20 protein-coding genes are annotated in these 25,899 nt (G+C 65.9%); 3 read left to right on the plus strand and 17 right to left on the minus strand.

Annotation, left to right across the window (positions count from 1 at the left end; all coding sequences use genetic code 11):
* Nucleotides 1-235 precede the first annotated feature (235 nt).
* From QXZ94_RS10950 to QXZ94_RS10970, 5 genes are all read right to left on the minus strand, one after another.
* Nucleotides 236-1,198 (minus strand): FHA domain-containing protein, encoded by a 963-nt coding sequence (locus tag QXZ94_RS10950; protein WP_315720415.1) that lies wholly within the window; start codon nt 1,196-1,198, stop codon nt 236-238.
* Nucleotides 1,195-2,541, minus strand: coding sequence for a serine protease (locus tag QXZ94_RS10955; protein WP_315720416.1), 1,347 nt, complete (start codon nt 2,539-2,541; stop codon nt 1,195-1,197). Before QXZ94_RS10955 ends, QXZ94_RS10950 begins: the two co-directional genes overlap by 4 nt.
* Nucleotides 2,542-2,666: 125 nt before the next feature.
* On the minus strand, nt 2,667-5,018 hold the full coding sequence (locus QXZ94_RS10960; protein ID WP_315720417.1) for a caspase domain-containing protein: 2,352 nt from the start codon (nt 5,016-5,018) through the stop codon (nt 2,667-2,669).
* A 177-nt stretch (nt 5,019-5,195) separates the two neighbouring features.
* On the minus strand, nt 5,196-8,729 hold the full coding sequence (dnaE, locus tag QXZ94_RS10965) for a DNA polymerase III subunit alpha (protein WP_315720419.1): 3,534 nt from the start codon (nt 8,727-8,729) through the stop codon (nt 5,196-5,198).
* A 461-nt stretch (nt 8,730-9,190) separates the two neighbouring features.
* Complete coding sequence (locus tag QXZ94_RS10970) at nt 9,191-9,904, minus strand: outer membrane protein (protein ID WP_172185660.1); 714 nt, start codon at nt 9,902-9,904, stop codon at nt 9,191-9,193.
* A 261-nt stretch (nt 9,905-10,165) separates the two neighbouring features.
* Here QXZ94_RS10970 and QXZ94_RS10975 point away from each other — a divergent pair, with 261 nt between their 5' ends.
* Complete coding sequence (locus QXZ94_RS10975; RefSeq protein ID WP_172109571.1) at nt 10,166-10,501, plus strand: DUF3551 domain-containing protein; 336 nt, start codon at nt 10,166-10,168, stop codon at nt 10,499-10,501.
* A gap of 108 nt (nt 10,502-10,609) precedes the next feature.
* Here QXZ94_RS10975 and QXZ94_RS10980 read toward each other — a convergent pair whose 3' ends face one another.
* Nucleotides 10,610-11,383: an outer membrane protein gene (locus tag QXZ94_RS10980; protein WP_172132651.1), complete on the minus strand. Its 774-nt coding sequence runs from the start codon at nt 11,381-11,383 to the stop codon at nt 10,610-10,612.
* 439 nt (nt 11,384-11,822) lie between these two features.
* Nucleotides 11,823-12,614, minus strand: coding sequence for a helix-turn-helix transcriptional regulator (locus QXZ94_RS10985; protein ID WP_315720420.1), 792 nt, complete (start codon nt 12,612-12,614; stop codon nt 11,823-11,825).
* A gap of 126 nt (nt 12,615-12,740) precedes the next feature.
* Between QXZ94_RS10985 and QXZ94_RS10990 the strand changes: the two genes are divergently transcribed.
* Nucleotides 12,741-13,820: a zinc-binding alcohol dehydrogenase family protein gene (locus QXZ94_RS10990; RefSeq protein ID WP_315720421.1), complete on the plus strand. Its 1,080-nt coding sequence runs from the start codon at nt 12,741-12,743 to the stop codon at nt 13,818-13,820.
* A 12-nt stretch (nt 13,821-13,832) separates the two neighbouring features.
* Here the strand turns inward: QXZ94_RS10990 and QXZ94_RS10995 are convergent, their stop codons facing one another.
* The 10 genes from QXZ94_RS10995 to QXZ94_RS11040 form a co-directional block, all read right to left on the minus strand.
* Nucleotides 13,833-14,534, minus strand: coding sequence for an ABC transporter ATP-binding protein (locus tag QXZ94_RS10995; RefSeq protein ID WP_172109575.1), 702 nt, complete (start codon nt 14,532-14,534; stop codon nt 13,833-13,835).
* A 7-nt stretch (nt 14,535-14,541) separates the two neighbouring features.
* A complete protein-coding gene (locus tag QXZ94_RS11000) occupies nt 14,542-15,822 on the minus strand; it encodes a lipoprotein-releasing ABC transporter permease subunit (protein WP_172109576.1) in 1,281 nt (426 codons plus the stop codon).
* Nucleotides 15,823-15,917: 95 nt separating this feature from the next.
* Nucleotides 15,918-17,252 carry a proline--tRNA ligase gene (proS, locus tag QXZ94_RS11005; protein WP_315720422.1) on the minus strand — a complete coding sequence of 445 codons (1,335 nt, stop codon included), beginning with the start codon at nt 17,250-17,252 and terminating at the stop codon, nt 15,918-15,920.
* 211 nt (nt 17,253-17,463) lie between these two features.
* Entirely contained in the window at nt 17,464-17,961 is a 498-nt protein-coding gene (locus QXZ94_RS11010; protein ID WP_172109578.1) for a TlpA family protein disulfide reductase, read from the minus strand.
* Nucleotides 17,958-19,184 (minus strand): sialidase family protein, encoded by a 1,227-nt coding sequence (locus tag QXZ94_RS11015; RefSeq protein ID WP_315720423.1) that lies wholly within the window; start codon nt 19,182-19,184, stop codon nt 17,958-17,960. The genes QXZ94_RS11010 and QXZ94_RS11015 overlap by 4 nt, the downstream gene beginning before the upstream one ends.
* A gap of 8 nt (nt 19,185-19,192) precedes the next feature.
* A complete protein-coding gene (locus QXZ94_RS11020; RefSeq protein WP_315720424.1) occupies nt 19,193-21,583 on the minus strand; it encodes a TonB-dependent receptor family protein in 2,391 nt (796 codons plus the stop codon).
* 91 nt (nt 21,584-21,674) lie between these two features.
* Nucleotides 21,675-22,040: a DUF2946 family protein gene (locus QXZ94_RS11025; protein ID WP_315720425.1), complete on the minus strand. Its 366-nt coding sequence runs from the start codon at nt 22,038-22,040 to the stop codon at nt 21,675-21,677.
* 222 nt (nt 22,041-22,262) lie between these two features.
* On the minus strand, nt 22,263-22,769 hold the full coding sequence (locus tag QXZ94_RS11030) for a copper chaperone PCu(A)C (protein WP_315720426.1): 507 nt from the start codon (nt 22,767-22,769) through the stop codon (nt 22,263-22,265).
* 137 nt (nt 22,770-22,906) lie between these two features.
* Nucleotides 22,907-23,269, minus strand: coding sequence for a DUF2946 family protein (locus tag QXZ94_RS11035; protein ID WP_315720427.1), 363 nt, complete (start codon nt 23,267-23,269; stop codon nt 22,907-22,909).
* A 530-nt stretch (nt 23,270-23,799) separates the two neighbouring features.
* The gene (locus QXZ94_RS11040; RefSeq protein ID WP_315720428.1) at nt 23,800-24,645 is read right to left on the minus strand and encodes a metallophosphoesterase family protein; all 846 of its coding nucleotides are present in this window, start codon (nt 24,643-24,645) and stop codon (nt 23,800-23,802) included.
* Between the two features lie 215 nt (nt 24,646-24,860).
* Here QXZ94_RS11040 and QXZ94_RS11045 point away from each other — a divergent pair, with 215 nt between their 5' ends.
* Entirely contained in the window at nt 24,861-25,895 is a 1,035-nt protein-coding gene (locus QXZ94_RS11045; protein ID WP_172109586.1) for a sugar ABC transporter substrate-binding protein, read from the plus strand.
* Nucleotides 25,896-25,899: the final 4 nt, after the last annotated feature.

Genomic DNA, 25,899 nt, shown 5'->3' on the forward strand with positions numbered 1-25,899 from the left:
CGCAGGCCCCTGATCCGGTCAGAGCCTTTCTCGCTTGGAAAGGCCACGCACGCGCGTCCCCGCCGCGGGCGGCCCGATCTTGCGCGAGACGACCGCGCATTCCGATGCCTTCCCTGCTCATGACACACCTTGATACCAGTAGCGCCAGAGCCAATCCCCGTAAATCTCGGAGCCGAGGCGATGACGGGAGCTCGGGAACTGCCAGTCTCCGGCAGCGAAGACGGTGGAACTGTTCTCAGCGCTCCGCGCTGGTCGGTTTCAGCTCGGCGCGGTCGGCATCGAGCCTGGACTTCAGCCCGGCGACGTCATCCATGAACGTCTGCTCGGTTCGGAGCGGGACCAGGCGCAGCGACGGCGGCATCAGCACGTGGCTGATATTGGGCCTGCCCGAGTTCGTGAACGCCTCCGATCGCTGCAGGCTCTGCACCGCGATTGCGACCACGAGCAGCACGCCCACGACGATGCCCTTGGCGATCATGTGGGTGCGCCCGACCTCACGCAGATGAAGGAAGCAGATGGCCGCGAAGACGACCCAGGACACGACGTAGCCGTAGGTAAAGACGGTCGTCCATGTCAGCGCGAACGAGGCGATCTGCGCGAGCTCGCTGTAGAGGAAGAACGCTGCCAGGCCGGCCTGTGCGGTCAGCAGATGCCGGAGGAAATGCGAGCGCCCGGAAAACAGCCGCGCCAGCAGCGCCCAGACGCCGACCCACGCCACGACGACGCCGATCAAGGTCAGGGTCGGCACGAGATAGTCGGACAGATGCGGCTCCGAGGTTTGCGCAAACCAGACCAGGATCGCATTGAGGGCAACCAGAGCGGCACCGAGCACGATCGCGGCGACGATCGGGAGCGCGCCACGCTCGGATCCCGCAAGGCGCTCCGGCTCCACGGCATGACCGGCGTCGCGCACCCGCAACAGGGTCTGGCCGATCCGGATCGGCTCGCTGCCGTCGAGCACCAACTGCGGCTTGCGGCTCTTGCTGCGGCCGAGATAGAGGCCGTTGGCGCTGCCGAGATCTTCGGCGACGAGGCGCCCCTCCTCGTCACGGAAGATGCGGACGTGGCGCGCGGCGACATAGGGGTCGTCGAGAATGACGTGATTGTCGTAGCCGCGGCCGATGCTGATCTCGGCCGCGTCGACGCGGAAGCGGCCGGCGACGTCGCGATGCTTGGACAGGATCTCGATCCAGATCATCGGGCGACCTGCAGCCGTTCGAGGAAGCTCTTGCCGAGCCGCAACGCGTCGTCATAGGCGACCGCCTGCAGATTGAGCCGCGAGACGAGCGCCTCGTCGGCGCGGTCCTGCGTCACCGCGACCAGCACGACGTCATAGAGGTCGTCGAACTCACGATAGCCTTGCGCGCACCACATCACGCGCAGGGGCGGATGCTCGGCCGCCGGTGCGAGGCCGACGAAATCCTCATGGCAACGCTGCGGCGTATACCACTTGCGGAACGAGCCGCCCATCGTCAGCCGCGGCTGCGCCAGCTGCGTCAGCACGGTGGCGAACTGGAATTGATTGAGGTCGATCGACTTCGCGTAGGAATGACTGACTTCGACCACGCCGGTGTTGAGATCGGAGGCGACATAAACGCTCGCCTCCGCCTTGCAGCTGGTCGCATTGATGCTGGCGCGCGGCTTCGGCGATGCGCTGGCGTTGGTGCTGGCCCAGCATTCGAACCACACAGCCCGCGTTTCCGGCGCCTGGTAGGAGCCGAACACGCGATCGCGAAAGCCTTCGTCGCCGAGCGATTTGTAGAGCGCGCCGCGCCAGTTCGCGAGCTGCGCGCTCACGTCCTTGCGCAGATCGCCCGCTGCGGGCTTGGCATCCCGGCCGCGTGCGAGCAGCGCGGCGGCGAACCGGGCCGGCACCAGAAAGCTGATCAGCTGGCCGCCGCGGCGGGTCGCGACATTGACGCCAACCACCTGCCCCTGCGCATTGACCGCCGGGCCACCGCTCATGCCCGGATTGAGCGCGCCGGTGAAGTGGATGTGGTCGTTGTAGCTGTGCTCGACCAGGCCGTTATAAGTGCCTTCGATGATGGTGAAGCCGAGGTCGAGCGGATTGCCGAGCGAGTACAGCCGTTCGCCCTTGGGCACGCTGCCGTCGAGCGCGGCCTTGTCGAACGCAAAGAACGGCGCGTCCCGCTTGTCGACGCGAACCAGCGCGAGATCATTGGGAAGATCGACGGCGAGCAGCGTCACCGCGCCTTGCGTGCCGTCGGCGCCCGTATATTCCAGCCGATAGGTCTTCGGCTCGAGCGCCGCGTCGGAGACGACGTGATAGTTCGTGATCGCCAGTCCGTCGGCCGACACCAGGAAGCCCGAGCCGGTCGACGTCTGCCGCCCCGCATCCGCCACGAGGGTCCGGATCTGCAGGAGGCGCGGCGGCGCTGACGCGTAGACGGTGTCGGCGCCGGGCAGCCCCTGGGCCACGACCGGTGACGAGATGCTCGACATGCCGAGACTGCAAAGCACGGCCACGAACGCGCTTCGCCACAGCAACGCCCGCAAGGTCCGAACAAACGCTGTGATCACTGTGGCCCCCGCAACACGTCGTCGGCCGCCGACGTCCTGCGCCCACGATCGATCAGTCCGGCGGTTCGGCCAATATCGAAAACACGATCGCGTTGCAACCGCCGCGCCGCCGCGGCGGCGCGGGCTCAGCAATGCGGAACGTTCGGCGGACATCTCTTGCCGGCCGCCTGCGGCGGCGGCGCCGGGCGCGGCGGCGGAGGCGCGGGGCGGGCCATCTGCGGCGGAGGCGGAGGCGCCGGCCGAGCCACCGCGGCCATCGGCGGCGGGCTCGGACGAGCCATCTGTGGTGGAGGCGCAGGACGCGCCATCTGCGGCGGGGGTGCGGAACGCACCATCGGCGGTGGGGGTGCTGGGCGTGCCATCTGCGGCGGAGCGGCCGGGCGCATGACTTGCGGCGGCGGCGCCGGCCGGGGCGGTGCCGCCCGGACCATCGGCGCAACCGGCGGTCGTGGCGGCGCCGGCGGCGGGCTCAACCGTGCGGTTGCCGGTGGGGGTACGGGGCGCTGGATCGGCGGCGCCGCCTGCTGGATGCGCGGACTCACCTCGGGCACGCGGCCGCGGGGAGAAACTGATGGGATGGCCGGGCGGACCGGCGTCGCGGACGGCCCCGCCGGCGGAGGCGCGGCGGCCCCGGCGGGCGCGCGGTTCGCGCGAAGATCCGGCCGTACCGACGGCGGCTGGCCCGGACCAGGGGACGCCGGTGCCTGCACATGCGGATTCGGAGCCTGAACCGAGGGAGGAACCGGCGGACCGCCACGTCCCGGGACTGGCAGCGCATTCACGGGGGATGGCCCCTGCCCCGGTCCCCCCGGAGCGGGCGAAGCTCCGCCTGAAGGCGCGTTGGCCTGAACCGCCGGGGGCGCGCCAGGCCTGCCGGCGGGATTGGCAAGCGGTCCGGGCGGCGGGACCTTGCCCTGCTGAATCAACGTCGCGCGCTGCACCACCGCCGGCGGCAGGGCCGGAGCCACCGCCATGGCGGGCGATGTCGCCGCCGCGGGACCTGCGGTCATCGGCGCGGCTGGCGGTGCCGGACGGTTGATCACGGTGTTGATGACGGTCGTGTTGTGGATGTTCTGGTAGATGATGTTGCTCGGCGGTGGCGCGACGAAGGCCGGCGGCCGGACATAGACCGGAATCGGCACGAACACCGGCCGCGGCAGGATGAACAGGCCGACCGGCGCGTAAGGCGGCGGCAGATCGACGAACTCGGGCGGTGGCGGCGGCAGCACGTAGACCGGCGGCGGAGGCGGCGGCACGAAGCCGAACTCTGGATCCGAGAACAGCAGCACCGGCCTTTCGATATAGACGACCTCGTCGAGCGGCGGCGGCGGCACGTCGTATTCGATCATCGCGAAGCTCGGCGGCGGCTCGGCTTGCGCCGACAACATCGCCAGGCGCCGTCGGGCATCCGCAGCATGCGCGCCATAGGGATAACGTTTCAGATACGACCAATAGGCTTCAGGACTGTCGGTGCGATAGGTCCGCCGCCAGGTCAGCGCCTCGCGGCGGGCGGCGACGATGGCGCGCACCCGCCGGGCGAGCGGGTCGCTCGGATAGGCGGCGATGAAATCCTCATAGCCCTGCAAGCTGTCACGCTCCAGCGCCGCGGCGTAGGCCTCCTGCACCGGCAACTCGCGGATCGGCCGGGCGCGCAGCGCCGCCGTCTGCTCGGGGCTTGCCTGCGTGGCCGGCGCATCCGGCGCGCGCTCGAAGAAGGTGAAGGCGGCCTGGACTTTCTGTGCATCCCACGGCACCTGGGCGCCCTTGGTCTCCTCGTTGACGCGCAGCCGCAACCGGTCGAACACCTCCGGCAACGACAGTCCGCCGGCGCGGATCATCTCCGCCAGCGATCGCGCATAGACGCCGTAGGAGCCGGTCTCGTTCGGAGCGATCGTGCCCGGAGCTGCGTTGAAGGCGATCAGCATGTTGTTGTCGGGCTCGACCAGCGCGAGACCGCCTGCAATGGTCGAACCGCCGGTGATGAACGGCTGCTGGCGCGCGGCGTCGAGCACGACCACGCCGGCCTTCAAGGGAACCGCCGCGAGCTGACGCACATAGTCGCTCAGGCGCAGACCTTCGGTCGGGATGTCGACATCGCTGGCGACGTTGGCATCGACGGGAAGGAAATAGTTCTCGCCGGCGAGCTGCATGCCGTAACCCGCGAGATAGACCATCGCCACGGTGTTGCCGTCTGACGACTGCGCCTTGTGAATGAAATCGCGAAAGCTCTTGCGCAGGGTGTCGGCATCGAGATCCCGGGCACCGACCACGTCGAAGCCCGCGGCCTGCAAGGTCTGCGCGATCAGGCCGGCATCGTTGGCCGCGGTGGCCAGCGCGCCCTTGGCATAGGCGCCGTTGCCGACGACCAGGGCGATGCGCTTTTCCGGCGCGGGCTGCTGCGCCTCCGCCGGGCGATGCAAGGCAGCAGTCACCAGCAGGCAGAACGTGACACTGAAAACGATGTTGGCCAAGCGCATGACGGTTCGAGCCCCTTCGAGGCACCAGCTTTGGATTCAGCGCGAGGATGGCTGAACCGCGGTTGAACGGAGGCACGTCCGTACAGTCCTACGCGCAGCTTTTTGTTCCCCCCGCCGTCGCTCCGGCCCGATCAGCAGCCGAGCCAGGGCCGCATCATCGGAAACATCCGCTGACGATCACAGCTGCTGCACGTCCACCACGCCGGTCACCGCCTTGATGGCGCCAGCAATTTGTGGCGAAACCTTGAAGCGGCCGGGCAGCTTCATCTCCACCTCGGTCTCCAGGTCGAGCATCATCACCAGCGAGACCTCGCCCTCGCCCGCGGCTGCCCGAGGCGCCAACGGCGGCGCAGCAGCGCCCTTGGCAAGCCCTCCATTGCCATTCGCCGCGGCACCCTCCGGCCCCTGCAGACGCTTGACGATGGAATCGAGCGGCTTGGTGTCGCGCAGGAAGATGCGCAGGCCGCGCTGCGTCTTGGCGGCGGCATCGTCGAGCGGCTCGGCATGCAGCACGCGCGCGCGGACATCCTCGCCCTGCAGCTCGGCGCCGAGCTGCAGCAGCACCGCCGCGCCGGGCTCGAGCACGTCGCGATATTGTGCAAGGCCTTCCGAGAACAGCACCGCCTCGAAATGACCGGTTGGGTCCGACAGGCCCATGATGCCCATCTTGTTGCCGGTCTTGGTGCGCCGCTCCATGCGCGACACCACGGTGGCGGCGACCTTGCCGGCGGTCGCGCCGGTTTTCACCGCGCGGGAGAACTCGGCCCAGCTCTGCACCCGCAACCGCTTCAATGCTGCCGCGTAGTCGTCGAGCGGATGGCCCGACAGGAAGAAACCGATCGCGTCGTACTCGCGCCGCAGGCGTTCGGCGGGCAGCCAGTTCTCGATGTTCGGCAGGATGATCGCGGGCGCATCGGCCGCATTGCCGAACATGTCGTTCTGGCCCGATGTCGCGGCCTCGTTGGCACGCTGACAGGCGGCGACGATCGCATCGGCGCCGGCGAACACGCGCGCGCGGTTCTTGTCGAGCCCGTCGAACGCACCTGCGGCGGCCAGCGTCTCGACGATGCGCTTGTTGATCGCGCGCGGACTGACGCGGCTCGCGAAGTCCGCGAGCGACGTGAACGGCCCGCCCTTGTTGCGAGCTTCGACGATCATCTCGATCGCCTGCGGACCGACGCCCTTCAAGGCGGCGAGCGCGTAGAAGATGGTGTTGCCGCTGACCTCGAAGGTGGGACCCGAGCGGTTGATCGACGGCGGCTCGACCTTGATCCCCAGGCGCTGCGCCTCGGCGCGAAATTCCGACAGCTTGTCGGTGTTGTTGAGATCGAGCGTCATCGACGCCGCGATGAACTCCACCGGATAATGCGCCTTCATGTAGGCGGTGTGGTAGGACACCAGCGCGTAAGCGGCGGCGTGCGACTTGTTGAAGCCGTAGTCGGCGAACTTGGCGAGCAGGTCGAAGATGGTGTCGGCCTGGTCCTTCGGCACGCCGTTCTTGACGGCGCCCTCGACGAAGCGGACGCGCTGCTTGTCCATCTCGGCGCGGATCTTCTTGCCCATGGCGCGGCGCAGTAGGTCGGCTTCGCCGAGCGAATAGCCGGACATCTGCTGCGCGACCTGCATCACCTGCTCCTGGTAGATGATGACGCCGAAGGTCTCCTTGAGGATCGGCTCCAGGATCGGGTGCAGATATTCCGGCTCCTCCTCACCGTGCTTGCGGGCGCAGTAGGTCGGGATGTTGGCCATCGGGCCGGGACGATACAGCGCCACCAGCGCGATGATGTCCTCGAACCGGTCCGGGCGCATGTCGATCAGCGCCCGACGCATGCCCTGGCTTTCAACCTGGAACACGCCGACCACATCGCCGCGCGCCAGCATCTGGTAGCTCGGCGCGTCGTCGATCGGCAGGGTCGCGAGATCGACATGAATGTCGCGCTGCTTCAACAGCTTCACCGCGACGTCGAGCACGGTCAGCGTCTTGAGGCCGAGGAAGTCGAACTTCACGAGACCGGCCGGCTCGACCCATTTCATGTTGAACTGGGTGACCGGCATGTCCGATTTCGGATCGCGATACATCGGCACCAGCTCGCTGAGCGGCCGGTCGCCGATGACGATGCCCGCCGCGTGGGTCGAGGCGTGACGCGTCAAACCTTCGAGGCGCATCGCGATGTCGAAGGCGCGCGCCACGACGGGATCCTCGTCGCGGAACGCCTGCAGCTTCGGCTCGCCCTCGATGGCGGCGGCGAGCGTGACCGGCGCGGCCGGGTTCTGCGGCACCAGCTTGGTCAGCTTGTCGACCTGGCCATAGGGCATCTGCAGCACGCGGCCGACGTCGCGCAGCACGCCGCGCGCCTGCAACGTACCGAAGGTGATGATCTGCGCCACCTGGTCGCGGCCGTAGCGCTGCTGCACGTAGGAGATCACCTCGCCGCGGCGGTCCTGGCAGAAGTCGATGTCGAAGTCCGGCATCGACACGCGCTCGGGATTGAGGAAGCGCTCGAACAGCAGCGCGAAGCGCATCGGATCGAGGTCGGTGATGGTCAGCACCCAGGCGACCAGCGAGCCGGCGCCGGAGCCGCGGCCCGGGCCGACGGGGATGCCGTGCGCCTTGGCCCATTTGATGAAGTCCGACACGATCAGGAAGTAGCCCGCGTACTTCATGCGCATGATGACGTCGAGCTCGAAGGCGAGCCGCTTCTGATAGTCCTCCTCGGTCATGCCCGGCGCCATGCCGTGCACCTTGAGACGCCGCTCCAGGCCCTCCTCCGCCTGCCGCTTCAGCTCGGCGGCCTCGGCGCTGGCCGCGTCCACGGCATCGGCGCCCGAGCCGGCGCCGACGGTGAAAAACGGCAGGATCGGCTTGCGCGTGCGCGGCCGGTACGAGCAGCGCTCGGCGATCTCCACCGTCGAGGCGAGCGCCTCGGGAATGTCGGCGAACAGCACCGCCATCTCGGCGCGGGTCTTGAATCGGTGGTCGGGCGTCAGCTGCACGCGCTCGGTGTCGGCGATGAGATGGCCGCCGGCGATGCACAGCAGCGCGTCATGCGCCTCGTAGTCGTCGGCGGTCGCGAAATACGGCTCGTTGGTCGCAACCAGCGGCAGCCCTTTTTCATACGCGATGTCGATTAGCCCACCCTCGACGCGGCGCTCGCGCTCGACACCGTGGCGCTGCAGCTCGATGTAGAGACGGTCGCCGAACATGGTCGCCAGGCGCTCGCAGCGCTGCGCCGCCAGCGCGGCCATGTCGTGCTGGATCGCGAGCGAGATCGGTCCATCGGGACCACCCGTCAGCGCGATCACCCCATCGACGCCTTCGGTCAACCAGTCGAACTTGATGTGCGGCGCCTGATGCGTCGGCGTCTCCAGGAAGGCGCGCGAGTTCAGCCGCATCAGATGGCGATAGCCCTCCTCCTTCGCGGCCAGCAGGACGATCCGCGCGGGCTGTGCGACCGCAGCCGCATTGCGCGCATTCGGGTCCATGTCGCCGAAGTCGATCGCGAGCTCGCAACCGACGATCGGCTGGATGCCATAGCCCGCCATCTTGTCGGAGAATTCCAGGCCACCGAACATGTTGTCGGTGTCAGTCAGCGCCAGCGCGGGCTGGCGGTCGGCCTTGGCGAGCTCGCCGAGCTTGGCGATCTTGATCGAGCCCTTCAGCAGCGAATAGGCGGAATGGACGTGAAGATGGACGAATCCGGCGCTGGACATGCTCGCCTTGCAACTTCCTAGGGGCTTCCGAAAGCAGAGTCACCGGCCAGCAGAGAGACATGGCTATCGCCATCGCCCGAGAGCCCGACCGACTCGCCCGCTCATGATATCGGATCAGCCGCCGCGGAGTCCGGCCACCTGGACCGCTGTCCGGCTTTTCCCCAGTCGCGCCCGCAAAAAATCAAAGCTGCGGAATGATTTGCGCCCACAGCGCGATCATCCCGACGAACAGCGTGATGGACGCCAGTGCGGCGGCTTCTTCAACGAAAACCTTCAGCATGGGGACCTCCCTGAGCTAGAACATATGAAGAACAATGTTCCTTTTTCGTTCTCAGGTCAAGCACGCTGACGAGGAGCGCGCCCCGCCGCCGCGGCGCGTGGTTAATCTGTCGGCTGACGCTACGAAAAAGGCCCCGGCGCGAACAACGCCGGGGCCTTCGATCCATCGCTGCCGGAGCGAATCAGTACCTTGTCGCCACCGGGCCGCCGAAGCGATAGTTCAGGCGGGCGGTGAAGATGTCGGCGTCCTGCTTGATGCTGTCGGAGCCGAGCGCACCGAAGCTCACGGTCTGACGATCCATGAACAGATGGTCGTACTCGACACCCAGCGACCAGTTCGGAGCAAAGCCGTATTCCAGGCCGGCGCCGACCACGCCGCCCCAGCGCGTGTTGTCGTTGGAGGCGAGGAAGCCGCCCGTGGCAGCATTCGTGATCGTGTAGGTGTTGCTGGTCACAGCCGCACCGCCCTTGGCGTAGAGCAGCACGTTGTTCCAGGCGTAGCCGACCTGGCCGGTGAACAGACCGAACGCATCGGTCTTGGTGCGGTTGCGGGTGCCGAACAGGGCGCTCACATTGTCGCCGGAGAAATCGGCCCAGTTGCCCTGCGCTTCCACGCCGAACACCAGCTGGCCCATCTGCCAGCGATAGCCGACCTGGCCACCGACGGTGCCGCCGGACGAATCGTGCGAGCCCTCGCGGCCGCCACCCACCAGATCCCAGGTGTTGTGGGTCCAGCCGCCGCCGCCGTTCACACCGATGTAGAAGCCGCTCCAGTCATAGATCGCGGCCATCACCGGCGGCGGTGCCTTCGTGTAGGGACGCGCAGCGAGATCCGCGGCCAGCGCCGGCGAGGCCAGCACCACGATCGCCGTCGTCATCAACACAAGTTTCTTCATCACAGGTCCAGTCTCGTCTCATTTGGCCCCCAGGCCAGCCGCACGTCTTAACCATCCGGGCCACAATTGCTGTAGCGTCGTGGTCACAGCGCGCTTCTGAACGAGCCCTGGACATGTCCGGAAATTAATCTGCAATCACAGTGTGTTGATGGAACATTCCAACTTGCAATCGGAGACCGACCGACTACACACGAAGCGACATCCGCGCCGCCTCGCCACGCTGCGCAAATGCTGTCATCACGAGATGAAGGGAGATCGTTGATGCGTGACGTGTTCTTTGCAGCCCTGGCTGCAGCCGGCCTCGTGGTCGCGACCCATGCGCCGGCGCACGCCGTCGGCGTCAGGCATGCGTTCTGCCTGCAGGGCGACCAGCACCCGGGACTCAGCAACTGCACCTTCGACACTTACGCGCAGTGTCAGGCGACGGCCTCGGGCCGCCTGCTGACCTGCATCGCCAATCCTTATTTCGCCGGCGTCAGCAATGATCCGCGCGCGACGCCCTATCCCTATCCGCACCGGCAGCGCATCAAGCCGCGGCCGCCGGCGCCGAATCCCTACGCCCCCTTCCCCAATCCCTTCGTGTTCGAAGAGGATTGAGCGGCGCATCGTCGGCGCGCGGCGCCGACCAGGCCGACTTCTCCTGTTGATTTGATCGCCGGGGCCGTGGCCTCGGCGATCCGCTTTCGGCAGCGACCGACGCCTGCGTCAGCGCATCATTCCGAAGCCCGGGCCGAACTTGTAGTTCAGCTTCACGAGGCCGATGTCGACGTCCTGCTTGATGCGGTGGGTCATCGCGGGCTGGCCCGCGGCGGCAACGAAGTTCAGGTTCTTGTTGCCGAGAAAGATGTGGTCGTACTCGACGCCGACCGACCAGTTCGGCGCGAAGCCGTATTCGATACCCGCACCGATCGTGCCGCCCCAACGCGTCGTATTGGCGCGATCGAGCATCACGTTGGTGCCGGTGGTGAAGGTGTCGTAGCGATCGCCGACGACCGCGGCGCCGCCTTTGACGTAGCCGAGAATGTTGTCGAAGGCGTAGCCGACCTGGCCGGTGAACAGGCCGAAGCCGTTGGTGCGTGAACGGTCGCTGACATTGGGAAGAATCAGGTTGCGGTTCGTGCCCTTGAAGTTGGCCCAGTCGCCCTGCGCCTCGACGCCGAACACCCAGTTCGCCATCTGGTAGCGATATCCGACCTGGCCGCCGACCGCCGCGCCGCCGCCGCCGGAGCAGCCCTCGCGATTCGCCGCCGGGTTGACCGCAACACCTGCGTTCGAAACGAGGTTCCAGCAGTCGCGGCTGGAGCCGCCGCCGGCGTTGAAGCCGATGTAGAAGCCGCTCCAATCATACACCGTGGCCATGACGGCCTGTGGAGCCTTGGTGTAGGGACCCTTCTTCACTGGAAGATCAGCCGCGAAAGCAGACGTCGCCACGGCGATTGCGCCGAGCCCCACCATTGCGCCGAAAAGCGTTTTCATCATCGAACTCCGTAGCTTCTGTCCCAAGGTCCCCAAGCCCTCTATTCCGTCGCAAAACATGCAGCGCGGCGTAGCGCCCATGCCCCTGCATCCGCTCCGTCGACATCATCTGTTGGGCAGATTGGAATGTTTCTTTCCGGCTTTTATGGGATTTGGCGCAAGCACCGCCATTCCAATGGCTTGGTCGCTTCATGAACAAACAACTAATAAGCTATGTGGAGGAGTCGTGACCTACGTCCATGGTCCGCCACAATGAGAGCGGCGTCAAAATCGTGACGGAGAAACTCCCGGTCACGGAATGAACCCTGTCGCGTCTCAGTCGTGAATTCTTTCGGGCGTCACGACGTATCTTGCGAATGCCTAGCATCATCATGCGCAAAACGGACGATTGTATGATCGCCATCCGCCTGCAACGGGTTGCAGGCGCCGCCGGTCGCGACGTTCATCGCAGCGGCGGTGACGCAAACGTGTAGTAGATCGCAAGCTTCAGCGCGGGATCGTCATTGGCCTGGAACGTCGCATAGCGCAGCCTCACGCGCCCCTTCTTCGGATGCTCGAGCAGCTTCTCGCCCGCAGCAAGCGCATTGATGTCGTGAGCCGCCCAGAATTCATCGAACTCGCGACTGCCGTGCCGCAGGTGCGCGATCAGATCCAGGAAGGCAGGATCGCCCGCCCACAAATCATATGTCGCGCGAAACTGCGCGACCATGCGTCTTGCCAGGTCCTTCCATTGCGCGCCGAACAGGCGGCGTACGCCCGGCGTGCACAGCATCAGCAGCAGCGTGTTGCGCTCCTCGTCAGCGAGCTGTGAGAAGCCGAATATCTCGTCCGCCGCAGCGTTCCAGGCCAGCACGTCCCATCGTCGTCCCGAGATATAGGCCGGCTGGTTCAGACTTTGCACGAGCTCGCGAAGGCGGACCGGCACCTCCTCGCGGACGAAAGGTTTGCGCGCGGACTCCCGCGCCAGCGCCCTGAGATGCGCATGCTCCGCGCGTGACAGGCGCAGCGCGCGCGCCAGCGCGTCGATGGTCGACGATGAGGGCTTCACCGCGCGGCCCTGCTCAATACGGATGTACCAATCGACGCCGATGCCGGCGAGCTCCGCCACCTCCTCGCGTCGCAGCCCTGCGGTGCGACGCCGCCGCCCGGACGCGAGCCCGACCGCCTGCGGTGTCAGCTTCTCGCGCCGGGAGCGCAGAAAGTTTCCGAGCTCCGCATGTCTTGGATCACTCATGGTCTCGTTCCCGCCGAAAGCGATGCCGCAGGCTAGGTCCTACAATCCTAGGATAATACCAGGCCTTCCCGGGCGCAGCATAGACGGGCAGGCTCGGTTGTCGCGACTCTTGAATGGAGAATGATCATGAAGGCAGCCGTGCTGAAACGCTTTGGATCGCCGCTGGAGATCGAACAGGTCGATGACCCCGTGCTGGGCACCGGCGAGGTCATCGTCGATATCGTTGCAGCCGGCGTGCTGTTCTACGCGAACGAGGTGTTCAGCGGCGAGCGGAAGTACCTGCTGGAATTGCCGGTCATCCCGGGGACGGGAGGCATCGGACGGGTCAGCGCCATCGGCCCCGACGCGACGCATCTTGCGATCGGCGACTGGGTGTACTGCGATCCGACCGTGCGCTCGCGTGACGACGTCGTCGCGCCCGACATCACCTTGCAGGGCCTGAGCGCGCGGGGACCGGGCGGCTTGAAGCTGCAACAGCATTTCCGGCACGGCTCGTTTGCCGAGCGCATGCGGGTGCCGACGGAGAACGCCAAGCCGATCGGCGCCATCGACGCACGCGACGCCGCGCAATGGTGCGCGCTCGGCACCCTGCTCGTGCCCTATGGCGGCTTTCTCGCCGCCAATCTGCAGGCTGGCGAGACCGTGCTGATCAGCGGCGCGACCGGCAGGTTCGGCAGCGCCGCGGTCGCGGTGGCGCTCGCCATGGGCGCCGCTGCGGTGGTCGCGCCCGGCCGCAACGAGGCGATGCTGGCCGAGCTCCGGCGCAGGTTCGGATCCCGCGTTCATCCGGTCAAGCTGTCGGGCAACGAGAGCGAGGACACCATCAGCATGAAGCGCGCGGCACCCGGCCCGATCGACTGCGTGCTCGACATCATGCCGCCGTCGGTCACGACCGACGTCGTGCGGTCCGCCGTGATGACCGTGCGTCCCTACGGACGCGTGGCGCTGATGGGAGGCGTCGGGATGCTGGGCGGTCCCGGGCTCGACTTGCCCTATCCCTGGATCATGCGCGACTGCATCACGATCCACGGCGTCTGGATGTACCCGCCGAGCGCGACGGGCAAAATGGTCAGTCTGATCAGGGCTGGGCTGCTCGACCTCGCGCAGTTCGAGTCGACGTCATTCGCCCTCGATCACGCCAACGAGGCCGTCGCGCATGCCGCCGCACACCGCGAGCCATTCCAGATGACGGTGATCAGGCCGTGACTGCGTCCGGGCTCAATCGAGCTCGACCACCTTGCCGCCGACGATGGAGACGCGTCGATCCATGCGGCCGGCCAGCTCCATGTTGTGGGTCGCGATCAGCATCGCAACCCGTGTCGCCTTCACCAGTTGCATCAGGGCGTGGAAGACGTGATCGGCCGTGGCAGGATCGAGGTTGCCGGTCGGCTCGTCGGCCAGCAGCGCGCGCGGGGCGTTGGCGACCGCGCGCGCGATCGCGACGCGCTGCTGCTCGCCACCGGACAGCTCGGAGGGACGATGCTTGATGCGCTCGCCGAGCCCGAGATAGGCCAGGATCTCGCTCGCCCGCTTCACCGTCTCCGAACGCTTGAGGCCGCGGATCATCTGCGGCAGCATCACGTTCTCCAGCGCCGTGAACTCCGGCAGCAGGCGATGCGACTGGTAGACGAAACCGATGTCGGTGCGACGCATCTGGGTGCGCTCGATGTCGGTCAGTTGCGAGGTCGGCGTCCCCGCGACATAGACTTCGCCCTCGTCCGGGCTCTCCAGAAGGCCCGCGATGTGCAGCAATGTCGACTTGCCGGAGCCCGACGGCGCCACCAGCGCCACCGACTGCCCAGCCCACAGCGCCAGCTTGGCGCCGTCCAGAATGGTCAGCTGCTTCTCGCCCTGCATATACCGGCGTTTGATCTCGTGAAGATAAACGACCGGGACGTCCTCGGCCCCCTGCTCTTCCATCAGCGCCTCACTCGTAGCGAAGCGCTTCGACCGGGTCTAATCGGGCGGCGCGCCAGGAAGGATAGAGCGTGGCCAGAAACGACAGGGTCAGGGCCATGATGACCACGGCGCTGGTCTCGCCGGCGTCGATCTCGGCCGGCAGCTTGGACAGGAAGTACAGCGTCGGATCGAACAGATCGGTGTTGGTCAGCCACGACAGAAACAGCCGGATGGTCTCGATGTTCATGCAGATCAGCAATCCGACGATGAAGCCGGTGAGCGTGCCGACCACGCCGATCGAGGCGCCGGTGATCAGGAAGATGCGCATGATCGCGCCTTGCGAGGCGCCCATCGTCCTGAGCACGGCGATGTCCTGGCCCTTGTCCTTCACCAGCATGATCAGGCCGGAGACGATGTTGAGCGCGGCGACCAGCACGATGAGGGTCAGGATCAGGAACATCACGTTGCGCTCGACCTGGAGCGCGTTGAAGAAGGTGGAGTTGCGCTGGCGCCAGTCGACCAGGAACACCGGCCGGCCGGCCGCCTCGGTCACCGTCTTGCGGAACTGCTCTACCTTGTCGGGATTGCTGGTGAAGATCTCGATCGCGGTGACGTCGTTGTTGCGGTTGAAATAGGCCTGCGCCTCCGCCAGCGGCATGAACACGAAGCTGGAATCGTACTCCGACATGCCGATCTCGAATACCGCCGCCACCTTGTAGGGCTTGATCCGCGGCGTGGTGCCCATCGGCGTCACGGCACCCTTGGGCGCGACCAGGGTGATGCTGTCGCCGGCATGCAGCGACAACAGGTCCGCGAGCCGGCGACCGATCGCCACGCCCTGTCCCTCGTCGAAGCCTTCGAGCGTGCCCTGCTTGATGTTCTTGGCGATCGACGTCAGGTTCGTCAGGTCCTGCGAGCGGATGCCGCGGATGAACACGCCGGACGCATTGAATGGGGACGAGCCGAGACCCTGGCCATCGACCACGGGAGCGGCGAGCCGGATGCCCTGCACCTGCGAGATCCGCTCGGAGACGTCCTTCCAGTCGGTCAGCGGCGATTCCAGGGGCTGCACCAGGAGGTGGCCGTTCAAACCGAGGATCTTGTCGAGCAGCTCCTTGCGGAAGCCGTTCATGACCGCCATCACGATGATCAGGGTCGCGACGCCGAGCATGATGCCGAGGAACGAGAACCCGGCGATGACGGAGATGAAGCCTTCCCGGCGCCGGGCACGCAGGTAGCGCCCCGACAGCATCCACTCGAAGGGCGCGAAAGGCGCGGTCTGCACGGGTTCGGTCATGGCTTCATCCATTGCGCGATCATCCCATGATTCGGGCCGATTGTGGCCGGATTGGCCGTCAGCGGGCCGCCTGCTCCGGTGGATAATCCGCTGATCGAACGAGCCACTCAGCCCACGCTTGTCGCGGCGCCGAGCCGGGCGACGACGTCGGCCGGCGTCATCATCTGCCGCGCCCCGTCGCTGCGAGTCTTCACCTCGACCTTGCCCTCGGCGAGGCTCTTGGGGCCGACCATGATCTGCCAGGGGATGCCGATCAGATCGGCGGTCGCGAATTTGCCGCCAGCGCGCTGCTCGGTGTCGTCATAGAGCACGTCGACGCCCTTGGCGAGGAGATCGCGGTAGAGCTGCTCGCAGGCGGCATCGGTGTCGGAGCCGCCCTGCTTCAGGTTGAGGATGACGGCCCGGAACGGCGCCACCTCCTCCGGCCATTTGATGCCTGCGTCGTCGTGACAGGCCTCGATGATGGCCCCGGCGAGGCGCGACACGCCGACGCCATAGGAGCCGCCATGGATGGTGACCTCGGCTCCATCGGGGCCGGCGACCAGGGCCTTCATCGGCTCGGAATATTTGGTGCCGAAATAGAAGATCTGGCCGACCTCGATGCCGCGGGTATGGACGCGGCGGTCCGCCGGCACCTCAGCCTCGAAACGAGCACCGTCGTGGACGTCCTCGGTCGCGGCATAGAGCGAGGTCCACTCCTTGATGATCGGCGTCAGGTCCCCGTCGTAGTCGACGGACGCCGGCGGGATCGGCAGATCGAGCACGTCGCGGTCGCAATACACGCCGGACTCGCCGGTCTCGGCCAGCACGATGAACTCGTGGCTGAGATCACCGCCGATCGGGCCGGTCTCGGCGCGCATCGGGATGCCCTTCAGGCCCATCCGCGCGAAGGTGCGCAGGTAGGCGACGAACATCTTGTTGTACGCGCGGCGCGCGCCGGCTTCGTCCAGATCGAACGAATAGGCATCCTTCATCAGGAATTCGCGCCCCCGCATCACGCCGAAGCGCGGACGCTGCTCGTCGCGGAATTTCCATTGGATATGATAGAGATTGAGCGGCAGATTGCGGTAGGACTTCACGTAGGCCCGGAAGATCTCCGTGATCATTTCCTCGTTGGTCGGCCCATACAGCAACTCACGCTTGTGGCGATCGGCGATGCGCAGCATCTCCGGGCCGTAGGCATCGTAGCGGCCGCTCTCGCGCCAGAGGTCAGCGAGCTGCAGCGTCGGCATCAGCAGCTCCAGTGCGCCGGCCCGGTTCTGCTCCTCACGGACGATCTGCTCGATCTTCTTCAGAACCTTGAAGCCCAGCGGCAGCCAAGCATAGATGCCGGCCGCCTCCTGCCGCAGCATGCCGGCGCGCAGCATCAACCGGTGCGAGACGATCTCGGCTTCCTTCGGATTTTCTTTCAGAATGGGCAGGAAAAACCGCGACAGACGCATGGGCCAAGCCTTCGGGATTCGGTTCGGGCTGGCGCAGTCAAAGCGGATCGGACGGCAAAACACAAGACTGGGTTTGAGAAAAAGCGGCTAAGCGACCGGATTCCCAATCATTTTACTGGTTGCGCTGATGCGGTGGATGAACACGCCGCCGCGCCATCTCGCCTGCCGACCGCGATGACCGCGGCCGGCAGGGTCCTCGACCTCAAGCGCCCTATTGCCGCCGCGCCTGTTCCGCAGACCATTTGTCGAGATCGCCGATCTCGGCGCTGCCCTCGATCGTTTCCACGACGCCGTCACGGGTCACGAGCATCGTGCGCGGAATGTCGCCCTGCCAGGAGGGGTCGATCTCGTACCGCAGCCGCTCGACGAAGCCGTCGCTGAAGATGAAGTTCTCGGCGGCGGCAAGGCCGGCCTTGTCCAGCATGGCCTCGGTCGCAGCATGGAGGTTAGGCACCAGGTCGGCGCTGACGGTGACGACGTCGATCTCGGGATGATCCGCCATGAACTTGCCGAGTTGCGGCAGCTCGATCTTGCAGGGGCCGCAGGTCACGCCCCAGAAATGGATCAGCGTCGGTCGGCCCGCATGGGCCCTGAGAACCTCGCGCCAGCTGCCACGCTCGAACGGTTTCAGGGACTGGGGAGCCGCGGTGCTCGACGCGGTCAGGGCGACGAGACTTGAGATCGCAAGGGCAGCCAATGCGCGCTTCATGACTCGTCTCCAATCGCCTGCAACCGATAGCCGTCCGCCTTGGTCATCCAGGACAGAAAGATCTGCTTGCCGCGTGCGACCAGCAGCGGATGATCCGACGCATTGTTCGTGCTGGCAACGGCGCGCGGCTTCGACCAGATCTCGCCATCGTCGCGCGACTGCATCACCATGACCGTGGTCTGCTCGCCGTCGAACTCCTTCCACACCAAAGTGGTCATCTCTGACGTCGCAAGCAGATAGGGCCGCGTCGGGTTACGGTCGGGGCGGCCGATCGGCATCGGGTCAGAGAAGGTCCGGCCGCCATCGCGCGAATGCGCATAGAACAGACCCTTGCGGACCTTGCCACTGGTGAACCAGGCGACATGGTAGGCACCGCTGGGCCCGACCGTCAGGGTCGGTCCCTGGTGCGGGCAGGCCTTGATCTGCCAATCGTCGGTACTGACCCGGTAGACATCGCCGGGCGTGGCGAGGTCCTTGAAGGTCACCACCGCATGATCGCGTACGCTGCCCTCGAAGATGTTGCGGAAGATCACGACCGGACGTCCCGGCCCCGCAAACGCGAGGCCCAGCCGGCAGCATTCGCAGGTATTGTCCTGGGCCATCGTCGCCTCGGCATAGGTGGCACCGCCATCGCGCGACGAGGCGAAGAACAACGCGGCCCCCTCGTAAGCACGCCCCGCAGCCTTCGCCGGCACCCGGTTGCGTTTGTCGAGCCAGGCCACGAAGGCGGTCCCATCCTGGTCGAGCGCCAGCGCCTCGAAACGCTGGCTCTCGTTGCTCGCCGTGACCGGACGGACAGGCGCGAAGCTCTTGCCGCCGTCGTCAGACCGCGTGGTGAGCACCTGCCCGTTGAAGGCCTGGTCGCGGAAGATCGAGAACGCCACCGCGATCCCGCCCTTGCCGTCGACCACCAGCTTCGGACGGGCATCCGGTCCCCAATCGAGATTGAGCGGCTGGTCGTTAACCGGCACCGCCGTGGACAGCGTGCGGCCCTCATCACTCGAGCTTGCGACCGACACCCGCCCGCCGGCCATCCAGGCCAGCCAGAGCTTGCCGTCGCCGGCGAAGAACGGGGTCACCTTGGTGGCGCACCGAAGCTCGGTGCCCTCGCAGGCGGCGTCCGAGCCGTGCTGATGCGCCATCTGGGCTTGGGCGATCGGCGCACAAAGCAGACCTATCGCTACTCCGAGCAGAGCACTCTTGAGCCGTACCGTTGCTGTCATGCTGGTCCTCATCGGAATGCCACCTTCATGCCGGCCAGGAACGCGCGTGGCGAGCCGGCGTAGATCGTCCCGGTGCTCGCCACGCTCTGTACGCCTGAGATCATCGCGTTCTGCACATTGTTCGCGGACGCGATGTAGGTGCGGTCGAACACGTTGCGGACCTCGAAGAAGACGTTCAGCGACTTGAACGTCTCCGAAGCCAGCTCAGTCTTGTAGTGAACGTTCAGGTTGACGAGCTCGTAGCCGGGCGCCTTCTGCAGGTTGCCGTTGTCCATATAGAAAGAGTCCTTCCATTGGAGCTCGACGAAACCGCCGAGCCCGGCAAGTCTCCCGCTGTCGTGATCATAGCCCAGCCGCGCCGTCAGCTCGTTCGGCGAGATGCCAGGGATCTTGTTGCCGGCGCGGTTGAAGCTGAAAAGCGTCGATCCGCTGGCGAGGTTCTCGGTATAGTCGGTGTAGGTTTGGTCCAGATAGGTATAGGCGGCGGTGAAACGCCACCCCGACAGGAACCGCCAGTCCGCAGCCAATTCGACACCCTTGTGCTCCGAACGCGGAGCGTTGAACGTGTAGGACGTGTTCTTCGCTCCCGTGACGGCCTGAGTGACGATCTCGTTGCGAAAGAATTCATAGAAGCCGGTTGCACTCAGGGTCACCGCTCGATTAGGCGTCCAGTCGAAACCGACATCATAGCCGAGGTTGGTCTGGGACTTGAGCTGAGTATTGTTGCCGAAATCCCCAGTCGGCAGGACGAACAGGTTGGACGCCTGCGGCGTACCATAGCCGGTGGCCACGCGCGCCCGCAGCAACCAGTCGCTGTTCAAGCGATAGAGCAAGGCCAACTCGGGCGCGAGATTGTCGAACTGCCGGTCAGCGGTCGTGATCCCCACCGACGTGGTGGGGGCCGTTCCGGTGTACGTATAGGCCGTGTTCACGCCGCGCAGATGCGTGCGCTCCCAGCCAAGCCCGGCCACGGCAGTCAGTGCTGTCGTCAGCTTGAGCTCTTCACGCGCACGCAAGCCATAGTTGGTCGTCTCGCTCCAAGTATTCGCCGACAGCCGTCCGAGCGCTGCGTTGCCACCGGGGACGACGAATCGCGTATCGCCGGACGCGGTGAGCGTGTTGTAGAAGGCGCCGAAGAACGTCGTCGATTCCAGCCCGAAAATTTCACCGCGCTTGGTGACGTCGCTCATGTAGTTGTAGGAGGGATAATCACCAATCGCGCTGGTCGATCCGGTCGGCTGGCTGATGTTGCGATCGTCGAACGTGAACTGGTTGCGCCACGTCGTGGTGTTGTCGAAATCATGCTCCCAGCGCCCGCCGACGATGGTACGGCGGTCGTTGCGGCCAAGTCCGGCCTGTAGCGCAGTTTCTAGGTCTGGCCCATTGGACGTATTGAAGCCGTTCCTGTTGAGCGAAACGAAGGCGCAGCCGGTCGCCATCGTAGCATAGGTCGTGCAGCCTTGCTGATAGGGGTTCTGATTAAACTGGCTGAGCGTGTAGCGCAGCGGCAACCGCGTCTCGAGCTCGTTGTTGATGATCTTGACCGTGAAGCGATCGTCCGGCGTGACCTTCAACGTCCCGAGGAAATTGACGGTCTGGGTGTTGAACCAGCTGTTGCCGAGATAGCCGTTGCCGCGGACGTCGCTGGTGAACAGCGAGCCCTCGAAATTGCCGACCTTCTTGCCGAACGTCATGTAGTTGCTGAGATAGCCGAAGCTGCCGCCCTCGCTGCCGATCTCCGCGCCGTCGATGCTGCCGCCCGGACGGGTACGGAAATTGATCGCGCCACCGGTCGCATAATTGCCGTAGAGCGCCGAGGACGGCCCGCGGATCACGTCGACGGCGCCGTAGGCATGGGGATCGATCAGGTCGCTGCGTGACAGACCGTCGGGCTGCGTGACAGGAAAGCCGTCCTCGAACAGCGCGATGTTGCGGATGCCGAAGCCGTTGCGCGCATTGGAGCCGCGGATCGAGATGCCGAGGTCGCGCGGACCATTGCCCTGCTTGAGCGAGACGCCTGGACTTTCGCGCAGGATGTCGCCCACGGTGAACGCCGGCCGGTCGTCATAGCGGCTGCGGTCGATCGTGGTCGCGGTCTGGCCGGAGGGCGACTGGCCAAGCTGGTCGCGTGCGGCGCCGGCGGCCCGGTCGGAGGCGGCGACGCCCTGCCCGGACGTGTTGGCGACGGATGCAGCCGCCGGCTTCGGCGCGCGGGTGCGGACGGCTGCGGCCTGTCCGGCCGGCTTGCGCGCCGTCCGCTGTGCCGCCGCGCGCGGCGCGTCGACAGTGACGGATGGCAATTCTCGCTCGGCCTGGGCGTGCGCGATCGTGGCCGGCTGCAACAGCACCAGCGCCATGGCGATCACGCTCGCGCCTGCGAGGGCATGACGACGAAACATGTTTGACTTCCCCAATGCCGGCTATGCGGCCGGTCTTCCTGAACTGAACGGGCCGGCCCGCGCTGGGCGGTGCCGGTGACGACGTCGGTGCTCAGGTCAGAAAGGGAGGTCCTCTGGGTTGCGCCTGGGACCAGGCGGCGAGACGGACAAGCCGGAGCTCACGCGCGGTCCAGTCGACGCGTGCCATGCTCCGAAGCGGCGCCGCGTGAGCCGGCGCCGGCGGCGCATCGAGCGCCGCGGCGGCGTGGAGCACGCAGCACATCACGCAATCGAGGCCGCAGACTGTGCGGTCGGCATCGCGATCGGATGGTACCACGTCCGCCTCGGCATGGCAGATGACGGCGCCATTCAGTGGATCAAAGGACGCGATCGCCGCCGCGGTCATGGCGGACGCCGCCACCGGCGCCAGCACCTGGATGATCAGCGCCAGCAGAGCCACCGGCAGAAGGCGCGCCATCCAACGGCGCCGCGTCATGCGGCGGGCGCGGCCGTTGCATCGGCAGGGCGTGATCGTACTACCGGATGTCATGACAGGCCGAGCGTTCCATCAGCGGCACGCAACGCCTGCCCGGCCTGCGCGTCAGGCAGTGGCAGGCCCGCAAGCGAGCCCGCCGGGACAGAGCCGTTGAAGACGCACCGATCCATCGAATGTCCCCTGTCGCCAGGCAGACGCGTTACATCACATCTTGTGCTCGTGCTTCATCATGCTGCCGCCCTCGCCGCCCGGCGCCTTGGCGCCGACGGGCTGCACCTCGAGCGTGACGGCCACCTTGCCGGCTTTCTCGAACTCCAGCGTCACCGGCAGCTTGTCGCCCTGCTTCAGCGGGCTCTTCAGCTCCATCAGCATCAAGTGATAGCCGCCGGGCGCCAGTGCCACGGTCTTGCCGGGCTCGATCTCCAGCCCCTTCTCCAGCGGGCGCATCGTCATCACACCGTTGGTGACCGCCATCTCGTGAATCTCGATGTGACCGGCGATCTCGCCGGACACGGCGACCAGGCGGTCCGGCGCGCTGCCCTTGTTCTGGATCGTGAGATATCCGGCGCCCGTCTTGGCGCCGCCCGGCGTGGCGCGGCTCCACGGCTGGGAGATCACGAGGTCACCGGCCTTGATGTCTGCGGCGGAGGTGGCGGGCGAGGCGGCCAGCAGGAGAGCGAGTGCAAGCAGGGAGCGTCCGATGAACGTCATGGGGGATTCCTTTGTGAGGGTCGTCGCGGTGCGCGATTGAAGCCTTGTCGCGGGTCGACCCGGCAACGGCTGACCGGGCAGACCAGGCAAGGCGGTTTTGCGAATGAGAGGGGACAAGCCGCAGAGCGGCCGACGCACTAGGCTGCGGGTGGCGCTCTTGCCTGCGCGAGCGACCAGGCCCGGGCCGCGCGGAGAAGCGGCGCCATTGCCCGCCAGACCACGACATGCGAGGCCTGCTCGGGAACATCGACGACGGACAGGTCCGGATCATCGAGGGCGACCGGCTGCACCAAGCAGCAGAGGGCACAAGAAGAGCATCCCCGCTTGGACGAATCGTCATCGGCAGGTGCGGAATCCGGCTGGCTATGGCAGATCTCGACGCCACGCAGCGGATCGGAGGCGGCCGATACGGATGCCCAGGCGCCACCGATCGGCGCCAGGATCTGCACCACCAGTGCGATCAGCACGATCGGAAGAAACGCTTGCAGCCGCTGCCGCATGAATGCCCGCCAAATGAACCCGAATCTTGTGCCCCAGCCGACGCCATGAGTCGAGGACGCTCTGAGCACAGTCGGGGACATTCGGCCGGCGGTCGTTGATTAAGAACAACGCCGCGGGCGTTCGCGAACCGCCGGACCGAGCGGTATTTTAGAACCAATGACGGGAAAAGCCGAAAACAAATCCCGCGAATTGCAATGACTTATCGATCATTTCGTGGTCTGCGCGAAATTTGAACAATCGTTGCCGAAAAGGATGACAAACGCAAAAAGATCGTCTACGAATTTGGGCCTCAGGCTAACGCTTGCGGAAGTCTGGTGGTCCAAGTCTCGGGAGGAGCCCTGGCGCGCAACAAGCAGCGTCACCCCGCTTAACAAGATCAAATCTGAACTTGCGGGATATTTAAAGGGTCGACACAATTTCCGAGCAGGGCCCGCTGCCCTGCTCTATTTTTTTGCAGCTGCCGCGAACTTCCCTTCTCATCCGACGGTATCGCGGGCCGCATGAACGCTGCCTGAACATCCCGATCAACTCAGGCCACCGCTGACGCCGCGAAGCGCGCCAACGGAGCACGCCACCGTGTCCTGGTCTGCGGCCATGGCAGTGTCACCGACAGCGGTTCGCGGCCGGTCACCGTCCAGCGCAGCCGCCCCTCCTCGATGTCCAGAATGCCGGCGGCCTCGGCCGGAGCGCCCGAGATGAACGTCTCAGTCAGGGACTGCAGGGTCAGGTGCGACGTGCCATCGACCGTCGTCAGCGTATTCCAGTGAACATGTCCGGCGAGCGCAACGATCGGGCACGGCGCCTCCGCGATGGCCGCGCGGATTGCGTCGGTCTCGGCATAGGCGGCGTGTCCCGGATTGGCTTCGAAGTAGTAGTTGCCGGTCTGAGCATGTCCAGACAGCGGCACGTGACTGACGAGCAGGGTCGGCCGATCATCCTGCCAAAGCAATCGAACCAACTCCTCGAGGTCGCTCGCAGACAGGCGAAAGCCACGCTCCCGCGTGAGCCCCACGTCGGGCTGCCAGAACACGCACCTGATATCGCCAACCGTCAGAGCGCGCGATCCGCTCGGACGATCCAGGATCGCTTCATTGTCGGCGAGACTGAGCAAGGCGACATCGTGATTGCCGCTGACGTGATGATGCACCGGCACGAGCTTTCCGAAGCACATCGCGACGTCGCTCTGCAGCAGGCGATCCCGCTCCGGATCCTCGTCCGAGATCCTGTCGCCGAGATCGATGACTGCATCGAAGCGCCCACTGTTGACCTCTGCGACAAATTGCTCGAGCAGCGGCAGCGCCATCGATCCGCGCTTCGTCGGCGTGTCCTGGCCGTGATGAATATCGCCGATGACGGCAATGCGCGTCGTTGCCAAAGCTGATCTCCCAGAATGCCTTGCGCGAAGATGGCGTCGCAGCGCCGCGTACCACGAACGCATCACGGTTTTCTGACATCGCGTGCAGCGCGGAAGTCCCTCGATGCAGCGCACAACATCCGGCTGTAGCGTGATTAGTTCGGTTGTGAAACAGTGCAGGTCTTGGTAGCGCAATCAATGACGCCGCCAGACAACGATGGGACAGGGAGCACGGGATGTCCGGCACTGACAAAACGTCCAAGAAAACGGTCAAGACCAGGCGCGATCTTCTCCAGGCGGCCACGGCCGCGGGCTCGGCGGCGGCCCTGCTCGCCGGCTTCGGCATCAATCCGGCGCTCGCCGCCGAGATGGGCCGCTCCGAAAAGCCGCTCAAGGCGGCGTTCTCCAATGCCGGCCTGCAGGCGACCTGGTGCGCCCAGGGCAAGCAGGCGGCGGAATGGTGGGGCAAGCTGCTCAATGTCGAGGTGACCTGGTTCGACGGCCAGCTCGATGCGGTGAAGCAGCGCGCGGCGATCGACAACATGGCCTCGCAGAAGTGGGACTTCGTCGCGATCCAGGCGTTCGGCATCGGCACGCTGACGCAGCCGGTGCAGAAGATGATCGACGCCGGCATCCCCGTCATCGACATGGACACGCTGATCGCCCCGCTCGATCAGATCAACGTCCACTCCTTCCTGGCGCCCGACAACGAGTTCATGGGCGCATCCGTGACGCAGGCGCTGGCAACGGCGATGGGCGGCAAGGGCAAGATCATCATGACGCAGGGCGCGCTCGGCCACACCGGCGCGCAGGGCCGCGCCAAGGGCTTCAACTCGGTGATCAAGCAATTCCCGAACATCGAAGTGCTCGACACGCAACCGGCCGACTGGGACGTCTCCAAGGCGGCGCGGCTGTGGGAGACCTATCTGACGAAATATCCGCAGATCGATGCGGCGTTCTTCCACAATGACGACATGGCGCTGGCCGCCTACAACATCATGAAGGCCCGCAACCGCACCAACATCCTGATCGGCGGCGTCGACGCCATGCCGCCGGCGATCCAGGCGGTCAGCGACGGCCGCATGTTCGCGACCGTGCGCAATCCGTCCTGCCGCATCCATGGCGGCGCGATCGTCGCGGGTGTTGCCGCGGTCACGGCCGGCGAGAAGAGCGGCCAGGGCATTCCGAAGCATGTGATCACCGACGGTCCGGTCGTGACCAAGGCCAATGCTCCGGGCATGCAATGGATGGAGGATCACTTCCTGATCTGAAGTC

The sequence above is a fragment of the Bradyrhizobium sp. SZCCHNS2022 genome, assembly GCF_032377575.1.
In the GTDB taxonomy this organism is placed as follows: domain Bacteria; phylum Pseudomonadota; class Alphaproteobacteria; order Rhizobiales; family Xanthobacteraceae; genus Bradyrhizobium; species Bradyrhizobium aeschynomenes.